This is a genomic window from Shinella sp. HZN7 (assembly GCF_001652565.1).
Lineage (GTDB): Bacteria > Pseudomonadota > Alphaproteobacteria > Rhizobiales > Rhizobiaceae > Shinella > Shinella granuli.
Map to the genome: position 1 here is coordinate 247,696 of NZ_CP015736.1, position 16,848 is coordinate 264,543.

General features: G+C 65.7%; 13 protein-coding genes. 12 read left to right on the forward strand and 1 reads right to left on the reverse strand.

The annotated features are described in order from the left end of the window. Positions 1-132 precede the first annotated feature (132 nt). Complete coding sequence (locus shn_RS01220) at positions 133-1,398, forward strand: lytic murein transglycosylase (protein ID WP_064328811.1); 1,266 nt, start codon at positions 133-135, stop codon at positions 1,396-1,398. A 12-nt stretch (positions 1,399-1,410) separates the two neighbouring features. Here shn_RS01220 and shn_RS01225 read toward each other — a convergent pair whose 3' ends face one another. Beyond that, entirely contained in the window at positions 1,411-3,039 is a 1,629-nt protein-coding gene (locus tag shn_RS01225; RefSeq protein WP_162853143.1) for an MFS transporter, read from the reverse strand. Between the two features lie 258 nt (positions 3,040-3,297). Here shn_RS01225 and rimP point away from each other — a divergent pair, with 258 nt between their 5' ends. From rimP to shn_RS01280, 11 genes are all read left to right on the forward strand, one after another. Further along, complete coding sequence (gene rimP, locus shn_RS01230) at positions 3,298-3,909, forward strand: ribosome maturation factor RimP (RefSeq protein WP_064328813.1); 612 nt, start codon at positions 3,298-3,300, stop codon at positions 3,907-3,909. Between the two features lie 132 nt (positions 3,910-4,041). Continuing rightward, the gene (gene nusA / locus shn_RS01235; protein WP_064328814.1) at positions 4,042-5,640 is read left to right on the forward strand and encodes a transcription termination factor NusA; all 1,599 of its coding nucleotides are present in this window, start codon (positions 4,042-4,044) and stop codon (positions 5,638-5,640) included. A gap of 29 nt (positions 5,641-5,669) precedes the next feature. Further along, complete coding sequence (locus shn_RS01240) at positions 5,670-6,323, forward strand: RNA-binding protein (protein WP_064328815.1); 654 nt, start codon at positions 5,670-5,672, stop codon at positions 6,321-6,323. Between the two features lie 104 nt (positions 6,324-6,427). Beyond that, the gene (infB, locus tag shn_RS01245) at positions 6,428-9,082 is read left to right on the forward strand and encodes a translation initiation factor IF-2 (RefSeq protein WP_064328816.1); all 2,655 of its coding nucleotides are present in this window, start codon (positions 6,428-6,430) and stop codon (positions 9,080-9,082) included. A gap of 72 nt (positions 9,083-9,154) precedes the next feature. Further along, on the forward strand, positions 9,155-9,562 hold the full coding sequence (gene rbfA / locus shn_RS01250; RefSeq protein WP_064328817.1) for a 30S ribosome-binding factor RbfA: 408 nt from the start codon (positions 9,155-9,157) through the stop codon (positions 9,560-9,562). 12 nt (positions 9,563-9,574) lie between these two features. Continuing rightward, entirely contained in the window at positions 9,575-10,510 is a 936-nt protein-coding gene (truB, locus tag shn_RS01255; protein ID WP_064328818.1) for a tRNA pseudouridine(55) synthase TruB, read from the forward strand. A gap of 225 nt (positions 10,511-10,735) precedes the next feature. Further along, on the forward strand, positions 10,736-12,388 hold the full coding sequence (locus shn_RS01260; protein ID WP_084437689.1) for a sensor histidine kinase: 1,653 nt from the start codon (positions 10,736-10,738) through the stop codon (positions 12,386-12,388). 43 nt (positions 12,389-12,431) lie between these two features. Next, on the forward strand, positions 12,432-12,761 hold the full coding sequence (locus tag shn_RS01265; RefSeq protein ID WP_064328819.1) for an SH3 domain-containing protein: 330 nt from the start codon (positions 12,432-12,434) through the stop codon (positions 12,759-12,761). Positions 12,762-12,912: 151 nt separating this feature from the next. Beyond that, positions 12,913-13,182 (forward strand): 30S ribosomal protein S15, encoded by a 270-nt coding sequence (rpsO, locus tag shn_RS01270; protein WP_064328820.1) that lies wholly within the window; start codon positions 12,913-12,915, stop codon positions 13,180-13,182. Positions 13,183-13,530: 348 nt separating this feature from the next. Then, positions 13,531-15,672 (forward strand): polyribonucleotide nucleotidyltransferase, encoded by a 2,142-nt coding sequence (gene pnp / locus shn_RS01275; protein WP_064328821.1) that lies wholly within the window; start codon positions 13,531-13,533, stop codon positions 15,670-15,672. A 140-nt stretch (positions 15,673-15,812) separates the two neighbouring features. Continuing rightward, positions 15,813-16,829: a class I SAM-dependent methyltransferase gene (locus shn_RS01280; protein ID WP_064328822.1), complete on the forward strand. Its 1,017-nt coding sequence runs from the start codon at positions 15,813-15,815 to the stop codon at positions 16,827-16,829. Positions 16,830-16,848: the final 19 nt, after the last annotated feature.

Sequence of the window (16,848 nt, forward strand, 5' to 3'; positions counted from 1 at the left end):
ACCCCCCTCTGCCCTGCCGGGCATCTCCCCCTCAAGGGGGGAGATCGGCAAGGAGTTCGCCCTTTCAGCAATCTGAAGCGTCAACGATTGGCGAGCGGTTGCCGCGGGTCGATCTCCCCCCTTGAGGGGGAGATGCCCGGCAGGGCAGAGGGGGGTATCGCCACCCGCCTCGCATCGCTCCTCGCGCTTGCTGTCATAGCGATGGCCCTTCCCGCCCAGGCCGCCTCCAAGGCCGAGGTGGAAAAAATGTTCCGTGCCTGGATCGACAACGACCTCTGGCCGGCCGCGCAGAAGACCGGCGTCAGCGAAAAGACGTTTCGCGCGGCGATGCAGGGCGTGACGCTCAACTGGGACCTGCCCGACCTCGTGCCGCCCGGCTCAAGGCCGAAGAAGGAAGAGGCGCAGAGCCAGGCGGAGTTCTCCTCGCCGGGCGCCTATTTCTCCGAAAAGCGCCTGCAGGGACTGGCGGGAACGGGAAGCCGGCTCGCCAAGACCCACGCCGCGACCCTGCGCAGGATCGAGCAGCGCTTCGGTGTGCCCGGCGAGATCATCGTCGCCGTCTGGGGCCGGGAATCCGGCTTCGGCAGCGCGAAGATCCCCTATTCGGCGGTGGAGGTGCTCGCCACCAAGGCCTTCATGTCGACGCGCAAGGACATGTTCCGCAAGGAGCTGATCGCCGCGCTGCATATCGTCGATGGCGGCGACCGGACGGTGGCGCAATTGAAGGGGTCGTGGGCCGGCGCGCTCGGCCAGCCGCAGTTCATGCCGACCAGTTTCCTGCAATATGCCGTGGATTTCGACGGTGACGGCGTGCGCGACATCTGGGGTTCGGTGCCGGACAGCCTCGCCTCGATCGCCAATTACCTCGCAAAGAAGGGCTGGCAGGCGGGCCGCGGCTGGGGCTACGAGGTGTCGATCCCGGCGGGGGTCTCCTGCGCGCAGGAAGGGCCGGATCTGGCAAAGCCCATCTCCGCCTGGGCGTCGAGCGGCATCACCCGCATTTCCGGCAAGGGTTTTCCCTCCGGCGAGGCGAAGGCGTCCGGCATGATGCTGGTCCCCGCCGGCACGCACGGCCCGGAATTCATCGTCACGCCGAATTTCTACGTGCTCAAGGAATACAACAATTCCGACCTCTATGCCCTCTTCATCGGCAATCTTGCCGATCGCATCGCCTATGGCAGCGGCCCGTTCCGCGGCGCATGGGGCGATGTCGGCAAGATGCTGCGCTCTGATGTGCTCGCCATGCAGAAGGCGCTCGTCGCCAAGGGCTACGATGTCGGCAAGGTCGACGGCCTGCCGGGCTACAAGACCCGCCGCTCGCTCGGCGACTGGCAGGCCAAGGGCGGCCTGACGCCGACCTGCTATCCGGATGCCTCGCTCAAGGCGAAGCTGCGGTAGGGCTTTTCGCCGTCAGTGGATATCCACCTGCCGCTTGAAGCGCTCGTATTCGTGCGGCACGATCGTCTGCCGCTCGATCATGCGGTGGACCCGCGGCGGCTCGGCGCCGCTGTGCAGCAGGCGCAGCTTCTCGCCGTTGGCGGCATCGGCATGGGTGCGGCGCTGGTTGTGGCGCACATATTCCACCCAGGTCGGCACATGGTAGGTCTCGGTCCAGACCGTCGGGTTCTCCAGGTCGCGCATCAGCGCCCACTGGCCGGCGCCGTCGCGGATGCGGATGCGCCGCCGCTCGGTCATCGCCTCCAGGAAGTCCGGTATGTCGCCTTCGGCGATCTCGTAGTCGATCAGAACGACGATCGGGCCGCTGCGCGGCTTCAGGTCGAGCGGCAGGTCCGGCTCGCTGAAGCGGTTGAGCGGATCGACATTAAGGCTCTGCAGTTCGGGAAGCTTGAAGCGAAGGCCGAGCGCCGCGCCGGCGATCATCACCACCGCCGAGGCGAGGAGCGCGGCTTCGGCGCCGTGCGTGTCGGCCGTTGAGCCCCAGATCCAGCTACCCGCGGCAATGCCGCCGAAGGTGGTCGTCTGGTAGAGCGAGAGCGCGCGGGCGACGACCCAGCGCGGCGTCGAAAGCTGCACCGTCGTGTTGAACAGCGAGAGCGCCATGACCCAGGAGGCGCCGGCGATCGAAAGCACGGCCCCGGTCAGCAGCGCCGAGGCGCTGACCGCCGAAACGCCGGCGCTGACGGCAAAGCCGGTGAAGGCGAGGCGGGCGATGGTCTCCGTCGTGAGGCGCTCGCGCACCCGCGCATTCATCAGCGCGCCGCCGATCGCCCCGAGCCCGAAACAGCCGAGCAGGATGCCGTAGGTCAGCGGCCCGCCCGAAACGAGGTCGCGGGCGATCAGCGGCAGCAGCGAGAGGATGGAGCTCGTCGCAAGGCCGAAGGCGAAACCGCGCAGGAGCACCTTGCCGAGGTTCGGCGACATGGAGACGTAGCGCAGGCCCGCCGAGATGGCGCGGACGAAATCCTCGCGCGGCAGGCCGCTCGGCGAGACGTTCGGCTTCCAGCGGAAGAGCGCATAGAGGAGGGCGAAATAGCTGAGCGCATTGGCGGCGAAGGCCGCCGCCGCCCCCGCCGCCGCGACGATCGCGCCGCCGATGGCCGGGCCGACACTGCGGGTGAGGTTGAAGCCCATGCTGTTGAGCGAGACGGCGGCGGGAAGGTCCTCGCGCGGCACCATGTCGCCGACGGAGGCCTGCCAGGCCGGGTTGTTGAGCGCCGTGCCGCAGCCGAGCAGGAAGGTGAAGGTCAAAAGCAGCCAGGGCGTGATGACGCCGTACCACGTACAGAGCGTCAGGCCGATCGCGACGGTCAGCATGAAACACTGCGCCGTCAGCATCAGCTTGCGCCGGTCGAAGTTGTCGGCGAGCGCGCCCGCGGCGACGGAGAACAGCATGATCGGCAGCGAGGTGGAGGCCTGCACCAGCGCCACCATGTTGGCCGAGGAGGTGATCGAGGCCATCATCCAGGCCGCGCCGACGGACTGGATGAGCCCGCCGAAATTGGAGATCAGGCTCGCCGCCCAGATCAGCCGAAAGGTTTCGTTCCTGAAGGGGGCGAGGGGGGATGTCCGGTCTGGCACGGGGAGGGCACTCATTCTCGACGCAGCGTTGTGGACAATCTAGTTCATGGGACGAAAGGGGCAAGCCGGTGGCGGCAAAAGGTGGGGGATCAGGTCGCCCACAGGCGGCCGGAAGAGCCGAACTTGCAATTGTGACAGACACGGTCTATATCAGCTGCAAATTCTTGATCGCCAGATGAAGAGTGGGCCCGCGAGGACCCGCTCTTTTTTATTGGCCCGATCGAGTGCATGATAACGACTATCCCGGGAGGGCATGTCATGTCCGACACGAGTGAAACAGGAAATGCGGCCATCGAGCCGCGGCTGATCGTCGAGACCGGTCTCGACCGGCGCGTCGCCGACATCATCGAACCGACCATCGAGCAGATCGGTTACCAGCTGGTGCGCGTGCGCCTCTCGGCGCAGAACGGCGCGACGCTGCAGATCATGTGCGAGCGGCCCGACGGCACGATGACGGTCGAGGACTGCGAGAAGGTCTCGATGGCCGTCTCGCCGGTGCTCGACGTTGAGGATCCGATCGACAAGGCGTATCATCTCGAAGTCTCGTCGCCCGGCATCGACCGGCCGATGGTCCGCAAGTCGGACTTTTCGCGCTGGCTCGGCCACCTGCTGAAATGCGAGACGTCGATCCTCGTCGACAGCCGCAAGCGCTTCCGCGGCAAGATCGTGGCGGCCGACGAGAACGGCTTCACCCTGGAGCGGGACCAGCCCGCCGCCGGCGACGAGCCGACGGTCGTCATCCCCTTCGCGGCGCTCGCCGAGGGCCGGCTGATCCTGACCGACGACCTGATCCGCGATGCGCTGGCCGCCGACAAGAAGGCCAAGGCCGCGCAGGCCGCGAACCAGAACGACGAAGACGACGACGAATAAGTTTGTGCGTGCGTTCCTCCCGGGGGCCTTTGCCCCCTTTGCGGGCGGGGCGGAGAGGACGGAACCGGAGCGGTGCGCTGCTCCCCGATGCCGGAGGCCAAGGCCCCGGCCTGACCATGGAGACCTGAGACAATGGCAGTCAGTGCGAACCGGCTTGAGCTTCTGCAGATCGCGGATGCCGTGGCCCGTGAAAAGGTCATCGACCGCGAGATCGTGCTTGCCGCGATGGCCGACGCCATCCAGAAGGCGGCCCGCTCGCGTTACGGCACGGAATCCAACATCCGCGCCGACATCAACTCCAAGACCGGCGAAATCCGCCTCCAGCGCCTGCTGGAAGTCGTCGAGCACGCCGAGGACTATTCCACCCAGATCCCGCTGGAACTGGCGCGCGACCGCAACCCGGACGCCAAGCTCGGCGATTTCATCGCCGATCCGCTGCCGCCGATGGATTTCGGCCGCATCGCCGCCCAGTCGGCCAAGCAGGTCATCGTGCAGAAGGTGCGCGAGGCCGAGCGTGACCGCCAGTATGACGAATACAAGGACCGCATCGGGGAAATCGTCAACGGCACGGTCAAGCGCGTCGAATACGGCAACGTCATCGTCGACCTCGGCCGCGGCGAAGGCATCATCCGTCGCGACGAGATGATCCCGCGCGAGAACATGCGCTACGGCGATCGCGTCCGCGCCTTCGTCTACGACGTGCGCCGCGAGCAGCGCGGACCCCAGATCTTCCTGTCGCGCACCCATCCGCAGTTCATGGTGAAGCTGTTCACCATGGAAGTGCCGGAAATCTACGACGGCGTCATCCAGATCAAGTCGGTCGCCCGCGATCCCGGCTCGCGCGCCAAGATCGCCGTCATCTCGAACGATTCGTCGATCGATCCGGTCGGCGCCTGCGTCGGTATGCGCGGCTCGCGCGTCCAGGCCGTCGTCGGCGAACTGCAGGGCGAGAAGATCGACATCATTCCGTGGTCGCAGGATCCGGCCTCCTTCATCGTCAATGCCCTGCAGCCGGCGGAAGTCGCCAAGGTGGTTCTCGATGAGGATGCCGAGCGCATCGAAGTGGTCGTTCCGGACGAGCAGCTCTCGCTCGCCATCGGCCGCCGCGGCCAGAACGTGCGCCTCGCCTCGCAACTGACCGGCTGGGATATCGACATCCTGACGGAAGCCGAGGAATCCGAGCGCCGCCAGAAGGAATTCAACGAGCGCACCAACCTGTTCATGGATTCGCTCGACGTCGACGAGATGGTCGGCCAGGTGCTTGCCTCCGAAGGCTTCGCCGCCGTCGAGGAACTGGCCTATGTCGATCTCGACGAAATCGCCTCGATCGACGGCTTCGACGAGGACACGGCCCAGGAAATCCAGACCCGCGCCCGCGAATATCTCGACCGCATCGAGGCCGAGATGGATGCCAAGCGCAAGGAGCTCGGTGTTTCCGACGACCTGCGCCAGATCGACGGCATGACGGGCCAGATGCTCGTCGCGCTCGGCGAGGACGGCATCAAGACGATGGAAGACTTCGCCGGCTGCGCCGCCGACGACCTCGTCGGCTGGTCGGAGCGCAAGGACGGCGAGACGAAGAAGTTCGAGGGCCTGTTCTCGAAGTTCGAGGTCTCGCGCGCCGAAGCCGAAGCCATGATCGTCCAGGCGCGCCTTGCGGCCGGCTGGATCACGGAAGAGGACATCGCGGCTGAAGAGCCGGCTGTCGACGGGGCCGAGCAGGACGCCTGACGGCGTCCGGCGGCTGGAGACGCCGTGGTATGGGTAAGAAGGACGACGGCGTGAACGACCGCATGTGCATCGTGACGCGCGAAAGGGGCGAGGCGGACGATCTGATCCGCTTCGTCGCCGGTCCGGACGGCAGCGTCGTGCCGGACCTGAAGCGTCAGCTTCCCGGACGTGGATGCTGGGTGAAGGCCGAACGGGCGATCGTCGACAAGGCGATCGCCAGGAAGCTCTTCCCGCGGGCGCTGAAGGCGAAGGCGAAGGCCGGCCCGGAGCTCGGGGCCGAGGTGGACCGGCTTCTGGCGGCCCAGCTCGGCGGCATGATGAACATGGCGCGCAAGGCCGGCCAGTTCATCACCGGCTCCACCAAGGTGGACCAGGCGGTGCGGTCTTTGGCCGCTCTTGCCGTGTTCCACGCGACGGACGCGGCCGAGGATGGCGTGAGAAAGATCGACCAGGCGAGGAAGGCGGCAAGCTTCCTTACCGAAGACGAAACGGAAATACCCTCCTTCAGGCTCTTTTCGGAGGGCGAATTGGAGGGCCTTTTGGGCCAGAATGCTTTTATCCATGCCGCGGCGCTTGCAGGGCAGGCGGGTGAGGGTGTAGTGAAGCGCGCAATCATGCTCGAAAAATACCGGGGCGGCGACCGGGCGAGGGCAAATGGCGGCGCTGGCCAGCCAAACCAATGACGCGGTCACCGGCATTCGGCCGGCCGAAATCGCATTGGATGAACACAATTGAACGACGGGGTCTGGTGATACGCATCCGGCCCTGATCTTAGGAACGGAACGGAATGACCGACAACAAAGACGACAAGACGATCAGCGTGGCTGGCAAGAAGACCCTGAGCCTGAAGCCCTCGGGGGTTCAGCAGGGAACCGTTCGCCAGGACATGGGTCGTGGCCGGACGAAGGCCGTCGTGGTCGAGACCCGCAAGCGCCGCATCAACCGCCCGGAAGACGAGCGGCCGGTGACGCCCGTCACGCCCGTGCAGCATCGCCAGCCCGAACCGCAGCAGACGCGCCCCGTGCAGCAGCATTCGCGCCCGGCGCCGCAGCAGCATGTCGAGCAGAGCCGCCCGCGTGTCGGCGTGGTGCTGAACCAGCTTTCCCCCGATGAGGTCGAGGCCCGTCGCCGCGCGCTAGCCGAAGCGCAGATCCGCGACGCCGCCGAAGCGCGCCAGCGTGCCGAGGACGAAGCCCGCCGCAAGGTAGAAGAGGAAGCCCGCCGCAAGGCCGAGGAAGAGGCACGTCTCATCCGTGAGAAGGAAGAGGCCGAGCGCCGCGCCGCCGAGGCCGCTGCTCCCGCTCCCGTCGTGGAAGAGGCCGCCGTCGTGCAGCCGGTGGCAAAGCCGGCCGTTGCAGCCCCCGCCGCCGAAACCCGTCCGCAGCCCGGCCGCACGCCGGCAGCAGCGCCGGTCGCCGGCCGTGGTCGTCACGAGACCGATGATGACAGCGACAAGCGCCCGCGCGGCGGTGCGCCCGTCAACCGCGGCAAGGTCGTGCGTCCGGAGCCCGCCAAGGTTCCGGCCCGTCCGAAGGCCGACGACGGCCGCCGCCAGGGCAAGCTGACGCTGACGACCGCCGCGACCGACGAGGACGGCTCGCAGCGCGGCCGTTCGCTGTCGGCCATGCGTCGCCGCCAGGAGAAGTTCAAGCGCTCCATGATGCAGGAAACGCGCGAGAAGATTTCGCGCGAAGTCGTGCTGCCGGAGACCATCACCATTCAGGAACTGTCGCAGCGCATGTCCGAACGCGCCGTCGACGTCATCAAGTACCTGATGAAGGAAGGCCAGATGATGAAGCCCGGCGATCTGATCGACGCCGACCTGGCTGAACTCATCGCCGGCGAATTCGGCCATACCGTCAAGCGCGTCTCCGAATCCGACGTCGAGGAAGGCATCTTCAACGTCGCCGACGACGAGGGTGATCTGGAATCGCGTCCGCCGATCGTGACCATCATGGGCCACGTCGACCACGGCAAGACCTCGCTGCTCGACGCTATCCGGCATGCCAACGTGGTCGCTGGCGAAGCCGGCGGCATCACGCAGCATATCGGCGCCTACCAGGTCGAGCAGAACGGCCACAAGATCACCTTCATCGACACCCCCGGCCACGCCGCGTTCACCGCCATGCGTGCCCGCGGCGCGCAGGCGACCGACATCGCGATCCTCGTGGTGGCGGCCGACGACAGCGTGATGCCGCAGACGATCGAGTCCATCAACCACGCCAAGGCGGCGGGTGTTCCGATCATCGTGGCGATCAACAAGATCGACAAGCCGACGGCCGACGCCCAGCGCGTTCGCACGCAGCTTCTCCAGCACGAGGTCTTCGTCGAATCCATGGGCGGTGAAACGCTCGACGTGGAAGTCTCGGCCAAGAACGGCACGAACCTCGACAAGCTCCTGGAAGCGATCCTGCTGCAGGCCGAAATCCTCGACCTCAAGGCGAACCCGAACCGTACGGCAGAGGGCGTCGTCGTCGAAGCCCAGCTCGACCGCGGCCGCGGCGCCGTCGCCACCGTTCTCGTGCAGACGGGCACGCTGCGCCCCGGCCAGATCGTCGTTGCCGGCGACCAGTGGGGCCGCGTGCGTGCCCTCGTCAACGACAAGGGCGAACACGTCAAGGAAGCCGGCCCTGCCATGCCGGTCGAGGTGCTCGGTCTGTCCGGCACGCCGGCCGCCGGCGACAAGTTCGCCGTGGTCGAGAACGAAAGCCGCGCCCGCGAGATCTCCGAATACCGCCAGCGCCTCGCCCGCGAAAAGCAGGTGGCCCGCCAGTCGGGTTCGCGCGGCTCGCTGGAACAGATGATGAGCCAGCTGCAAAGCTCCGGCCTGAAGGAATTCCCGCTGCTCATCAAGGGCGACGTGCAGGGCTCGATCGAAGCCATTGCCGGCGCGCTGGAAAAGCTCGGGACGGACGAAGTGCGGGTGCGCATCGTGCATTCCGGCGCCGGCGCCATCACGGAATCGGACATTTCGCTCGCCGAAGCGTCCAACGCCGCGATCATCGGCTTCAACGTCCGTGCCAACGCACAGGCCCGCTCGCTCGCCGAGCGCCAGGGCATCGAGATCCGCTACTATAACATCATCTACGACCTGGTGGATGACGTGAAGGCGGCGATGTCCGGCCTGCTCTCGCCCGAGCGTCGCGAAACCTTCCTCGGCTACGCCGAGATCCTGGAGGTGTTCAACATCACCAAGGTCGGCAAGGTCGCGGGTTGCCGCGTCACCGAAGGCAAGGTCGAGCGTGGCGTGGGCGTCCGTCTGGTTCGTGACAACGTCGTCATCCACGAAGGCAAGCTCAAGACGCTCAAGCGCTTCAAGGACGAGGTCTCGGAAGTCAATGTCGGTCAGGAATGCGGCATGGCCTTCGAGAACTACGAAGACATCCGCGCCGGCGACCAGATCGAGTGCTTCCGCGTGGAGCATGTCACGCGCACGCTGTAAGCGTTTCGCCAATAGAGTATCGTGCGAGCGCCGGACCTTTTCGGCGCTCGCATTTTTTTGAAGGTGACGACCATGACCAGAGCAACATCCTCGGCGCCGTCGCAACGCATGCTGCGCGTGGGCGAGCAGGTGCGCGCGGCGATCACCCAGGTCCTCCAGCGCGGCGAGGTGCGCGACCCGCTTCTCGAAAAGACCGTGATTTCCATCTCCGAAGTGCGCATGTCGCCCGACCTCAAGCACGCCACGGCCTATGTCACGCCGCTCGGCGTGAAGGATCATGAGGCGGTGATCGACGCGCTCAACCGCAATTCGAAGTTCATCCGCGGCCGCCTCGGCCCGCAGCTTCGCCAGATGAAGTACATGCCCGACGTTCGCTTCCGCGACGATACGAGCTTCGACAATTACAAGAAGATCGACGATCTCCTGCGTTCGCCGGAAGTCGCCCGCGATCTCTCGGCCGAAGACGGCGACGAGCAATAATCCAGGTAGAATATGTCCAGACCCCGCAAACCCAAGGGCCGGCCGGTTTCCGGTTGGCTGATCCTCGACAAGCCGTTCGATTTCGGCTCCACCGAAGCCGTCGCCAAGATCAAGTGGCTGTTCAAGGCGCAGAAGGCCGGCCATGCCGGCACGCTCGATCCGCTCGCCTCCGGCATGCTGCCGATCGCGCTCGGCGATGCGACCAAGACCGTTCCCTATGTGATGGATGGCCGCAAGATCTACGAATTCACCGTGACCTGGGGCGAGGAGCGTACGACGGACGACCTCGAAGGCGAGGTGACGCAGAGTTCCGAAAAGCGGCCGGCCGCCGATGCGATCCAGGCGATCCTCGGCGATTATACCGGCGTCATCCAGCAGATCCCGCCGCAGTTCTCCGCCATCAAGATCGCCGGCGAACGCGCCTATGACCTTGCCCGCGAAGGCGAAACCGTCGAGATTCCCTCGCGCGAGGTGGAAATCCACCGCCTGACGCTGATCGGCTGTCCGGACGAGAACACGGCGCAATTCGAGGTCGAATGCGGCAAGGGCACCTATGTGCGCGCGCTCGCCCGCGATTTCGGCCGCCAGCTCGGCTGCTTCGGCCACATCTCGGGGCTGCGCCGCACCTTCGTCGCGCCCTTCGGCGAGGACGACATGGTGCCGCTCGCCGACCTGACGGCGCTGGAGGAGATCGAGGACGATGCCGAGCGGCTGGCAGCGCTCGACGCGTTCCTGATCGATACCGGCGAGGCGCTCTCCAGCCTGCCGCAGATCGTCATCAACGACGACCAGGCGCACCGCCTGCGCATGGGCAATCCGATCATCCTGCGCGGCCGCGATGCCCCGGTTTCAGCCGACGAGGCCTATGCCACGGCCCGCGGCAAGCTTGTCGCGATCGGCGAGATCGGCGGCGGCGAGTTCCGGCCGAAACGCGTCTTCGGCGGCTGAACAAGGGCGGCGGAACCAATCGCCGCCGACTTGATTTCACCACAAGCTATGGGCTTTATGGGCCGGCGAGGTTCGTTCGAGGACGGGCCGGGCGGTGCTTTGCCGTCACGGCCGTCTGTGGGCGAAGGGTGAAAGGGCTGGCCGTTGACGATTGCGCCGATTGACCGAACGGTATCCGCCGAGGACGCGGCGGTGGGCGCAGGCCCTGTGGAAAGCCGCCGGCGCATGCATCATCCCGTCGTGTTCTACCTCGTCTGCCTCATCCTCGTCGTCGTCATTCCCGCCTTCCTGTTTTCCATCGTCGTGATGAAGCGCACCACCGAGGCGCAGGAGCGCATCTTCGAATCGCTGCTGCGCACCTCGACGAGCGCCGTGAACCGCGCCGTCGAGCGTGAAATCACGAGCATGTTCTCGACGCTCAATTTCCTCTCCACGTCGGAAAGCCTGCCGAAGGGCGACTATGCGACCCTGCATGCCCAGGCGACCAAGACGCTCGAGGGTACGGACATCTATTTCCTCGTCATCGATCAGGCGATGCGGCAGCGCCTCAACACGCGCGTTCCCTTCGGCACGCCGTTGAACGTCGCGTCCGAGCCTGTTTCGGCACGCCTGGCCCTGTCGCGCGACGAACGCATGGTTTCCGATCTTTTCTTCGGCCGCACGGCGCAGCAATGGGTGTTCAACGTCTACATGCCGGTGCGGCTTGCCAATGGCGAGCCTGTTCTCCTGACGCTGACGAAGAATGCCGAGGCGCTGCGCCGCGCGGTCAATCCGGATGTCCTCTCGCCCGGCTGGAACGCGGCGGTGCTCGATTCCAGCGGCACGGTCATCGCGTCCACCGACGAGAAGCAGAAAACCGGCCAGCCGTTCTTCCTGCGCGTCGTGCCGTCGCTGCGCCTCGGCGTCAGCGCCATGAAGCGGGACGGCGTCGACTACCAGGTCGTCACGGAATTCTCCTCGCTCGCCGGCTGGCGCATGATCGCCTGGGCGAAATCGTCGGATGTGCAGGCGCCGGCCGTCTCCTCCTTCCTCTGGCTGACGATCGGCGGTGCCGTCTTCGCAGCCCTTGCCGCCATCAGCGCCGTCGGCATTGCCCGCGTGCTTTCGCGCGACGTCCGGCTGCTGGCGCATGATGCGCGCCGGCTCGGCCAGGGTGAGCGGGTGGCCCCGCGCCCCTATGCCATTTCCGAGCTGGAGACGGTCTCCCGCGCGCTTGCGGAGGCGGCGGATGCGCGGGTGAAATCGGAAAACGAGGTGCGCTTCCTGATGCGCGAGGTGGCGCACCGCTCCAAGAACCAGCTCACTGTCATCCAGGCCATGCTCAACCAGTCGGCGGCGAGCGCGGAAAATGCCAGCGATTTCGCCGAGACCTTCCGCAAGCGCGTGGCCGGCCTCGCCCGCTCGACGGACCTGATGATCGCCAATGCCACGCAGGGCGTGAACCTGATGGAACTGGCGAAGAACCAGTTGAAGCCCTTCACGCCCGCCGACGCGGAGCGCGTGCGCATCGCCGGGCCTGCCGTGCTCCTCGATCCGCAGGCCTCGCAGACGCTCGGCATGGCGCTGCACGAATTGTCGACCAACGCCACGAAATACGGCGCGCTCGCCAACGAGACGGGGATCGTGTCGCTGAGCTGGACGGCCACGGGCGAGGACCTGAACCTCGTCTGGCGCGAGAACCGGGCGACGATCGACAAGGAGGCCATCGCCGCAAGCCGCAAGGGTTTCGGCAGCGTCGTGCTGGAGCGCATGCTCGGCATGGCGCTCGATGCGAAACTCGATTTCGTCGTGCATGACGACGGCATCGAATGGCGCGTGACGATCCCGCTCGCACGGCTGCGCGACGAGGACGTCCACCAGCAGGGCGCAGCGCAATGAGCAAACCGGTCCGTTCCCGCTGCATCGACGGCAGGTGTGTTTCATGACGTCATTGCTGCATGGGGCCGCCGTCTCGGCGTGCCTTGCCCTTTCGGCTTCCACCGCCTTTGCCGCCTACGGCCAGTGCACGGTCGACGACCCGACCGGCACGCCGCTCAACGTGCGTTCGGCCCCGAACGGCACGATCCTGACGACGCTTGTGAATGGGACACAGGTCGAGATCGTCGACGAGATGAAGATCGGCGCGAAACATTGGCTTTTCGTCGCGCGGCAGGGCGAGCGGCTCGGCTGGGTGTTCGGCGCCTATATCGTCTGCAAGCGGCCGGGCGATGCGCGCGAGGCCGCGCCCAGTCAGCCGGCCGAGCGGCGCTGACAGGCATTGACGACGGCTCTTTCCTTTCACGAGGGAATGGTTTATAGGCACCGCCAGCAATGCGGGGCTTTCCCCGCTTGCCTTCACGGCCATCGCTGGACGACATCCCGGCTTTTGGCGACCTTTGTTCCCATTCATGAAAGGACATACGATGTCGATCACTGCTGAGCGCAAGGCTGCGCTGATCAAGGAATACGCCACCAAGGAAGGCGATACCGGTTCTCCGGAAGTTCAGGTCGCGATCCTGACCGAGCGTATCAACAACCTGACCGGCCATTTCAAGGACCACAAGAAGGACAACCACTCCCGTCGTGGCCTTCTGACGCTGGTTTCCAGCCGCCGCTCGCTTCTTGACTACCTCAAGAAGAAGGACGAATCCCGTTACAGCAAGCTGATTGCTGCCCTCGGTATTCGCCGCTAAGCAATTTCGGCGGGCGTTCCTTGCGAGCGCCCGCCGCTTTCTTTTGCGGAAGTTGCTTCCGCCGTACCGTTCCGCCTGTGCCGGTTGCGACCGCCTCGCGAAACGGGATTCTCCAGCAGGCCGGATGGGCCGGTCCTGCGGAACCAACCGATGACCTGTCATGGGGCAGGATTGCAGGATGCTTCAGGCGCGCGCCTGTCGTCGGCGGGCTGAAAGGCCTCAAGGCCGCAAAGGTCACGAGCCGCACCCGGAAGCCTCCCGTTGTCTTGCCCATGATGCGTCATAACGCGGATAGACCACCTGCGCCTTTCGGGCGGCGGTGCGCGTATCTGCAAAGAAGGACAAGACATGTTCGATACCCATACGGTTGAAATCGAATGGGCGGGCCGCCCGCTCAAGCTGGAAACCGGCAAGATCGCCCGCCAGGCTGACGGCGCCGTTCTCGCGACCTACGGCGAAACCGTCGTTCTCGCCACCGTCGTTTCCGCCAAGGCGCCCAAGCCCGGCCAGGATTTCTTCCCGCTCACCGTCAACTATCAGGAAAAGACCTACGCCGCCGGCAAGATCCCGGGCGGCTACTTCAAGCGTGAAGGCCGTCCGAGCGAAAACGAAACCCTCGTTTCCCGCCTGATCGATCGCCCGATCCGCCCGCTCTTCCCGGAAGGCTACAAGAACGACACGCAGGTGGTCGTCACCGTCGTTCAGCATGACCTCGAGAACAATCCCGACGTTCTCTCGATGGTCGCCGCGTCCGCAGCGCTCACCATTTCCGGCGTTCCCTTCATGGGTCCGGTCGGCGGCGCCCGCGTCGGCTACATCAATGGCGAATACGTCCTGAACCCGCATCTCGACGAGATGGACGAGTCCGTTCTCGACCTCGTCGTCGCCGGCACGCAGGACGCCGTGCTGATGGTCGAGTCCGAAGCCAAGGAGCTCAACGAAGAGGTCATGCTCGGCGCCGTCATGTTCGGCCACAAGGGCTTCCAGCCGGTCATCGACGCGATCATCAAGCTCGCTGAAGTCGCCGCCAAGGAACCGCGCGACTTCACCCCGGAAGACCATTCCGAACTCGAAGCCGAAATGCTCGGCCTTGCCGAAGCCGAGCTTCGCGCCGCCTACAAGATCACCCAGAAGGCCGACCGTTACGCCGCCGTCGACGCCGTCAAGGCCAAGGTGAAGGCGCACTTCCTGCCGGAAGGCGTCGAGCCGAAGTACAACGCAGAAGTCATCGGTGCCATCTTCAAGCACCTGCAGGCCAAGATCGTCCGCTGGAACATCCTCGACACCAAGAGCCGCATCGACGGCCGCGATCTCGAAACCGTTCGCCCGATCGTCTCGGAAGTCGGTATCCTGCCGCGCACGCACGGCTCGGCCCTCTTCACGCGCGGCGAAACCCAGGCGGTCGTCGTCGCGACCCTCGGCACGGGCGAAGACGAGCAGTATGTCGACAGCCTGACCGGCATGTACAAGGAACGCTTCCTGCTGCACTACAACTTCCCGCCCTACTCGGTCGGTGAAACGGGCCGCATGGGCTCCCCGGGCCGCCGCGAAATCGGCCATGGCAAGCTCGCCTGGCGCGCCATCCGCCCGATGCTGCCGACGGCCGAGCAGTTCCCCTACACGCTGCGCGTCGTCTCCGAGATCACCGAATCGAACGGCTCGTCCTCGATGGCAACGGTCTGCGGCACCTCGCTCGCTCTCATGGACGCCGGCGTTCCGCTGGCAAAGCCGGTTGCCGGTATCGCCATGGGCCTGATCCTCGAAGGCGACCGTTTCGCCGTTCTCTCCGACATCCTCGGTGACGAAGACCACCTCGGCGACATGGACTTCAAAGTCGCCGGCACGGCCGAAGGCATCACCTCGCTGCAGATGGACATCAAGATCGCCGGTATCACCGAGGAGATCATGAAGGTCGCTCTCGGCCAGGCACAGGGCGGCCGCAAGCACATCCTCGGCGAAATGGCCAAGGCCATCTCCGAAGGCCGCAGCCAGCTCGGCGAATTCGCTCCGCGCATCGAAGTCATGACCATCCCGGTCGACAAGATCCGTGAAGTCATCGGCACGGGCGGCAAGGTCATCCGCGAGATCGTCGAAAAGACCGGCGCCAAGATCAACATCGAAGACGACGGCACGATCAAGATCGCATCGTCCTCCGGCAAGGAGATCGAAGCGGCCCGCAAGTGGATCCACTCGATCGTCGCCGAGCCGGAAGTCGGCCAGATCTACGAAGGCACGGTCGTCAAGACCGCCGATTTCGGCGCCTTCGTCAACTTCTTCGGTCCGCGCGACGGCCTCGTGCACATCTCGCAGCTCGCCCAGGAGCGGGTCGCCAAGACCTCCGACGTCGTCAAGGAAGGCGACAAGGTCTGGGTCAAGCTGATGGGCTTCGACGAGCGCGGCAAGGTGCGCCTCTCCATGAAGGTCGTCGACCAGGCGACCGGCAAGGAAGTCGCCGCCGAGAAGAAGGGCGACGGCGAAGCCGCCGAGTAATCGGACCTTCTATGTTCAGAGGGGGCGCGGGGCGGCACGTTCCGCGCCCCTTTCCTTTGATTGTCACTCTCGTTCCATGTCGTTCCACGCCAAGCGGCGTCACGCCCTCCTGGAACTGCCCTGCCGCCGGAAACCCGCCCATGACCCGCGATGCCCTGAAAACGCTGTTCCACCCCTTCGCCTCCGGCACGCTCGGCCTGCCGGAAGAAGGCGAACGCTATCTCTTCCTCGGCGCGGAAGCCGGTCAGCGCCCGCCGGAAGGTTTTGGCGCCGCGCTCGAGGCGGTGCAGCCGCTGCGCTCGCTCCATCGCGGCCTGGAGGCGCTGCGCGTGCCCGTCAAGCCGCTGATCGAGGGCGAGGATTATGATGGCGCGCTGGTGCTGATGAACAAGCACAAGGGCGAGAACGAGAACCGCATCGCCGAGGCGCTGTGCCGGGTGCGCACGGGCGGCCTCATCGTCGTTGCCGGCAGCAAGGAAGATGGCGTGCAGTCCATGCGCAAGCGCCTCGACCAGCTCGGTCTGACCGGTGACTACATGCCGAAGTACCACGGTCTCGCCATCTGGTTCGCCCGCCCGGAGGACCCGGCCGACGCGATCGCCAAGCTGGCGGCAAAGCCGGTGCGCATCGTCGGCCGCTTCACGGCGGCGCCGGGCATGTTCTCGCACGACCGGATCGACGAAGGCTCCGAATTGCTGGCCACCCGCATCCCGGAGGATTTCCAAGGTCACGCTGCCGATTTCGGCTCGGGCTGGGGCTACCTTTCCGTCATGCTCGGCGGCCGCGCGCCGCAGGTGAAGGGCATCGACCTCTTCGAGGCGCATTACGAGGCGCTCGAAGCTGCCAAGGAGAACATGGCGGAGAACTGCCCGAACATCCCGGCCCGCTACTACTGGTTCGACCTGACGGCCGAGACGCCGCGCGACCATTACGACCTCATCGTCATGAATCCGCCCTTCCACGAAGGCCATGCCGCCGACCATTCGCTTGGTGCCGGCATGATCCGCATGGCGGCGAAGTCGTTGAAGGCCGGCGGGCGCCTGTTGATGGTCGCCAATCGCGGACTGCCCTACGAGCCGGTGCTGAAGGAAGTCTTCAAGGAGAGCGGCGAAGTCTGCCGCAACGCCCGCTTCAAGGTTCTCTGGGGCCGGCGCTGACGCTGGTGCCGGGCGGCCG

Coding starts and splice junctions, on each gene's coding strand:
- shn_RS01280 (WP_064328822.1), top strand. CDS start 15,813: ATGACCCGCGATGCCCTGAAAACGCTGTTCCACCCCTTCGCCTCCGGC.
- pnp (WP_064328821.1), top strand. CDS start 13,531: ATGTTCGATACCCATACGGTTGAAATCGAATGGGCGGGCCGCCCGCTC.
- truB (WP_064328818.1), top strand. CDS start 9,575: ATGTCCAGACCCCGCAAACCCAAGGGCCGGCCGGTTTCCGGTTGGCTG.
- rbfA (WP_064328817.1), top strand. CDS start 9,155: ATGACCAGAGCAACATCCTCGGCGCCGTCGCAACGCATGCTGCGCGTG.
- rimP (WP_064328813.1), top strand. CDS start 3,298: ATGTCCGACACGAGTGAAACAGGAAATGCGGCCATCGAGCCGCGGCTG.
- rpsO (WP_064328820.1), top strand. CDS start 12,913: ATGTCGATCACTGCTGAGCGCAAGGCTGCGCTGATCAAGGAATACGCC.
- shn_RS01265 (WP_064328819.1), top strand. CDS start 12,432: ATGACGTCATTGCTGCATGGGGCCGCCGTCTCGGCGTGCCTTGCCCTT.
- infB (WP_064328816.1), top strand. CDS start 6,428: ATGACCGACAACAAAGACGACAAGACGATCAGCGTGGCTGGCAAGAAG.
- shn_RS01220 (WP_064328811.1), top strand. CDS start 133: ATGCCCGGCAGGGCAGAGGGGGGTATCGCCACCCGCCTCGCATCGCTC.
- nusA (WP_064328814.1), top strand. CDS start 4,042: ATGGCAGTCAGTGCGAACCGGCTTGAGCTTCTGCAGATCGCGGATGCC.
- shn_RS01260 (WP_084437689.1), top strand. CDS start 10,736: ATGCATCATCCCGTCGTGTTCTACCTCGTCTGCCTCATCCTCGTCGTC.
- shn_RS01240 (WP_064328815.1), top strand. CDS start 5,670: ATGGGTAAGAAGGACGACGGCGTGAACGACCGCATGTGCATCGTGACG.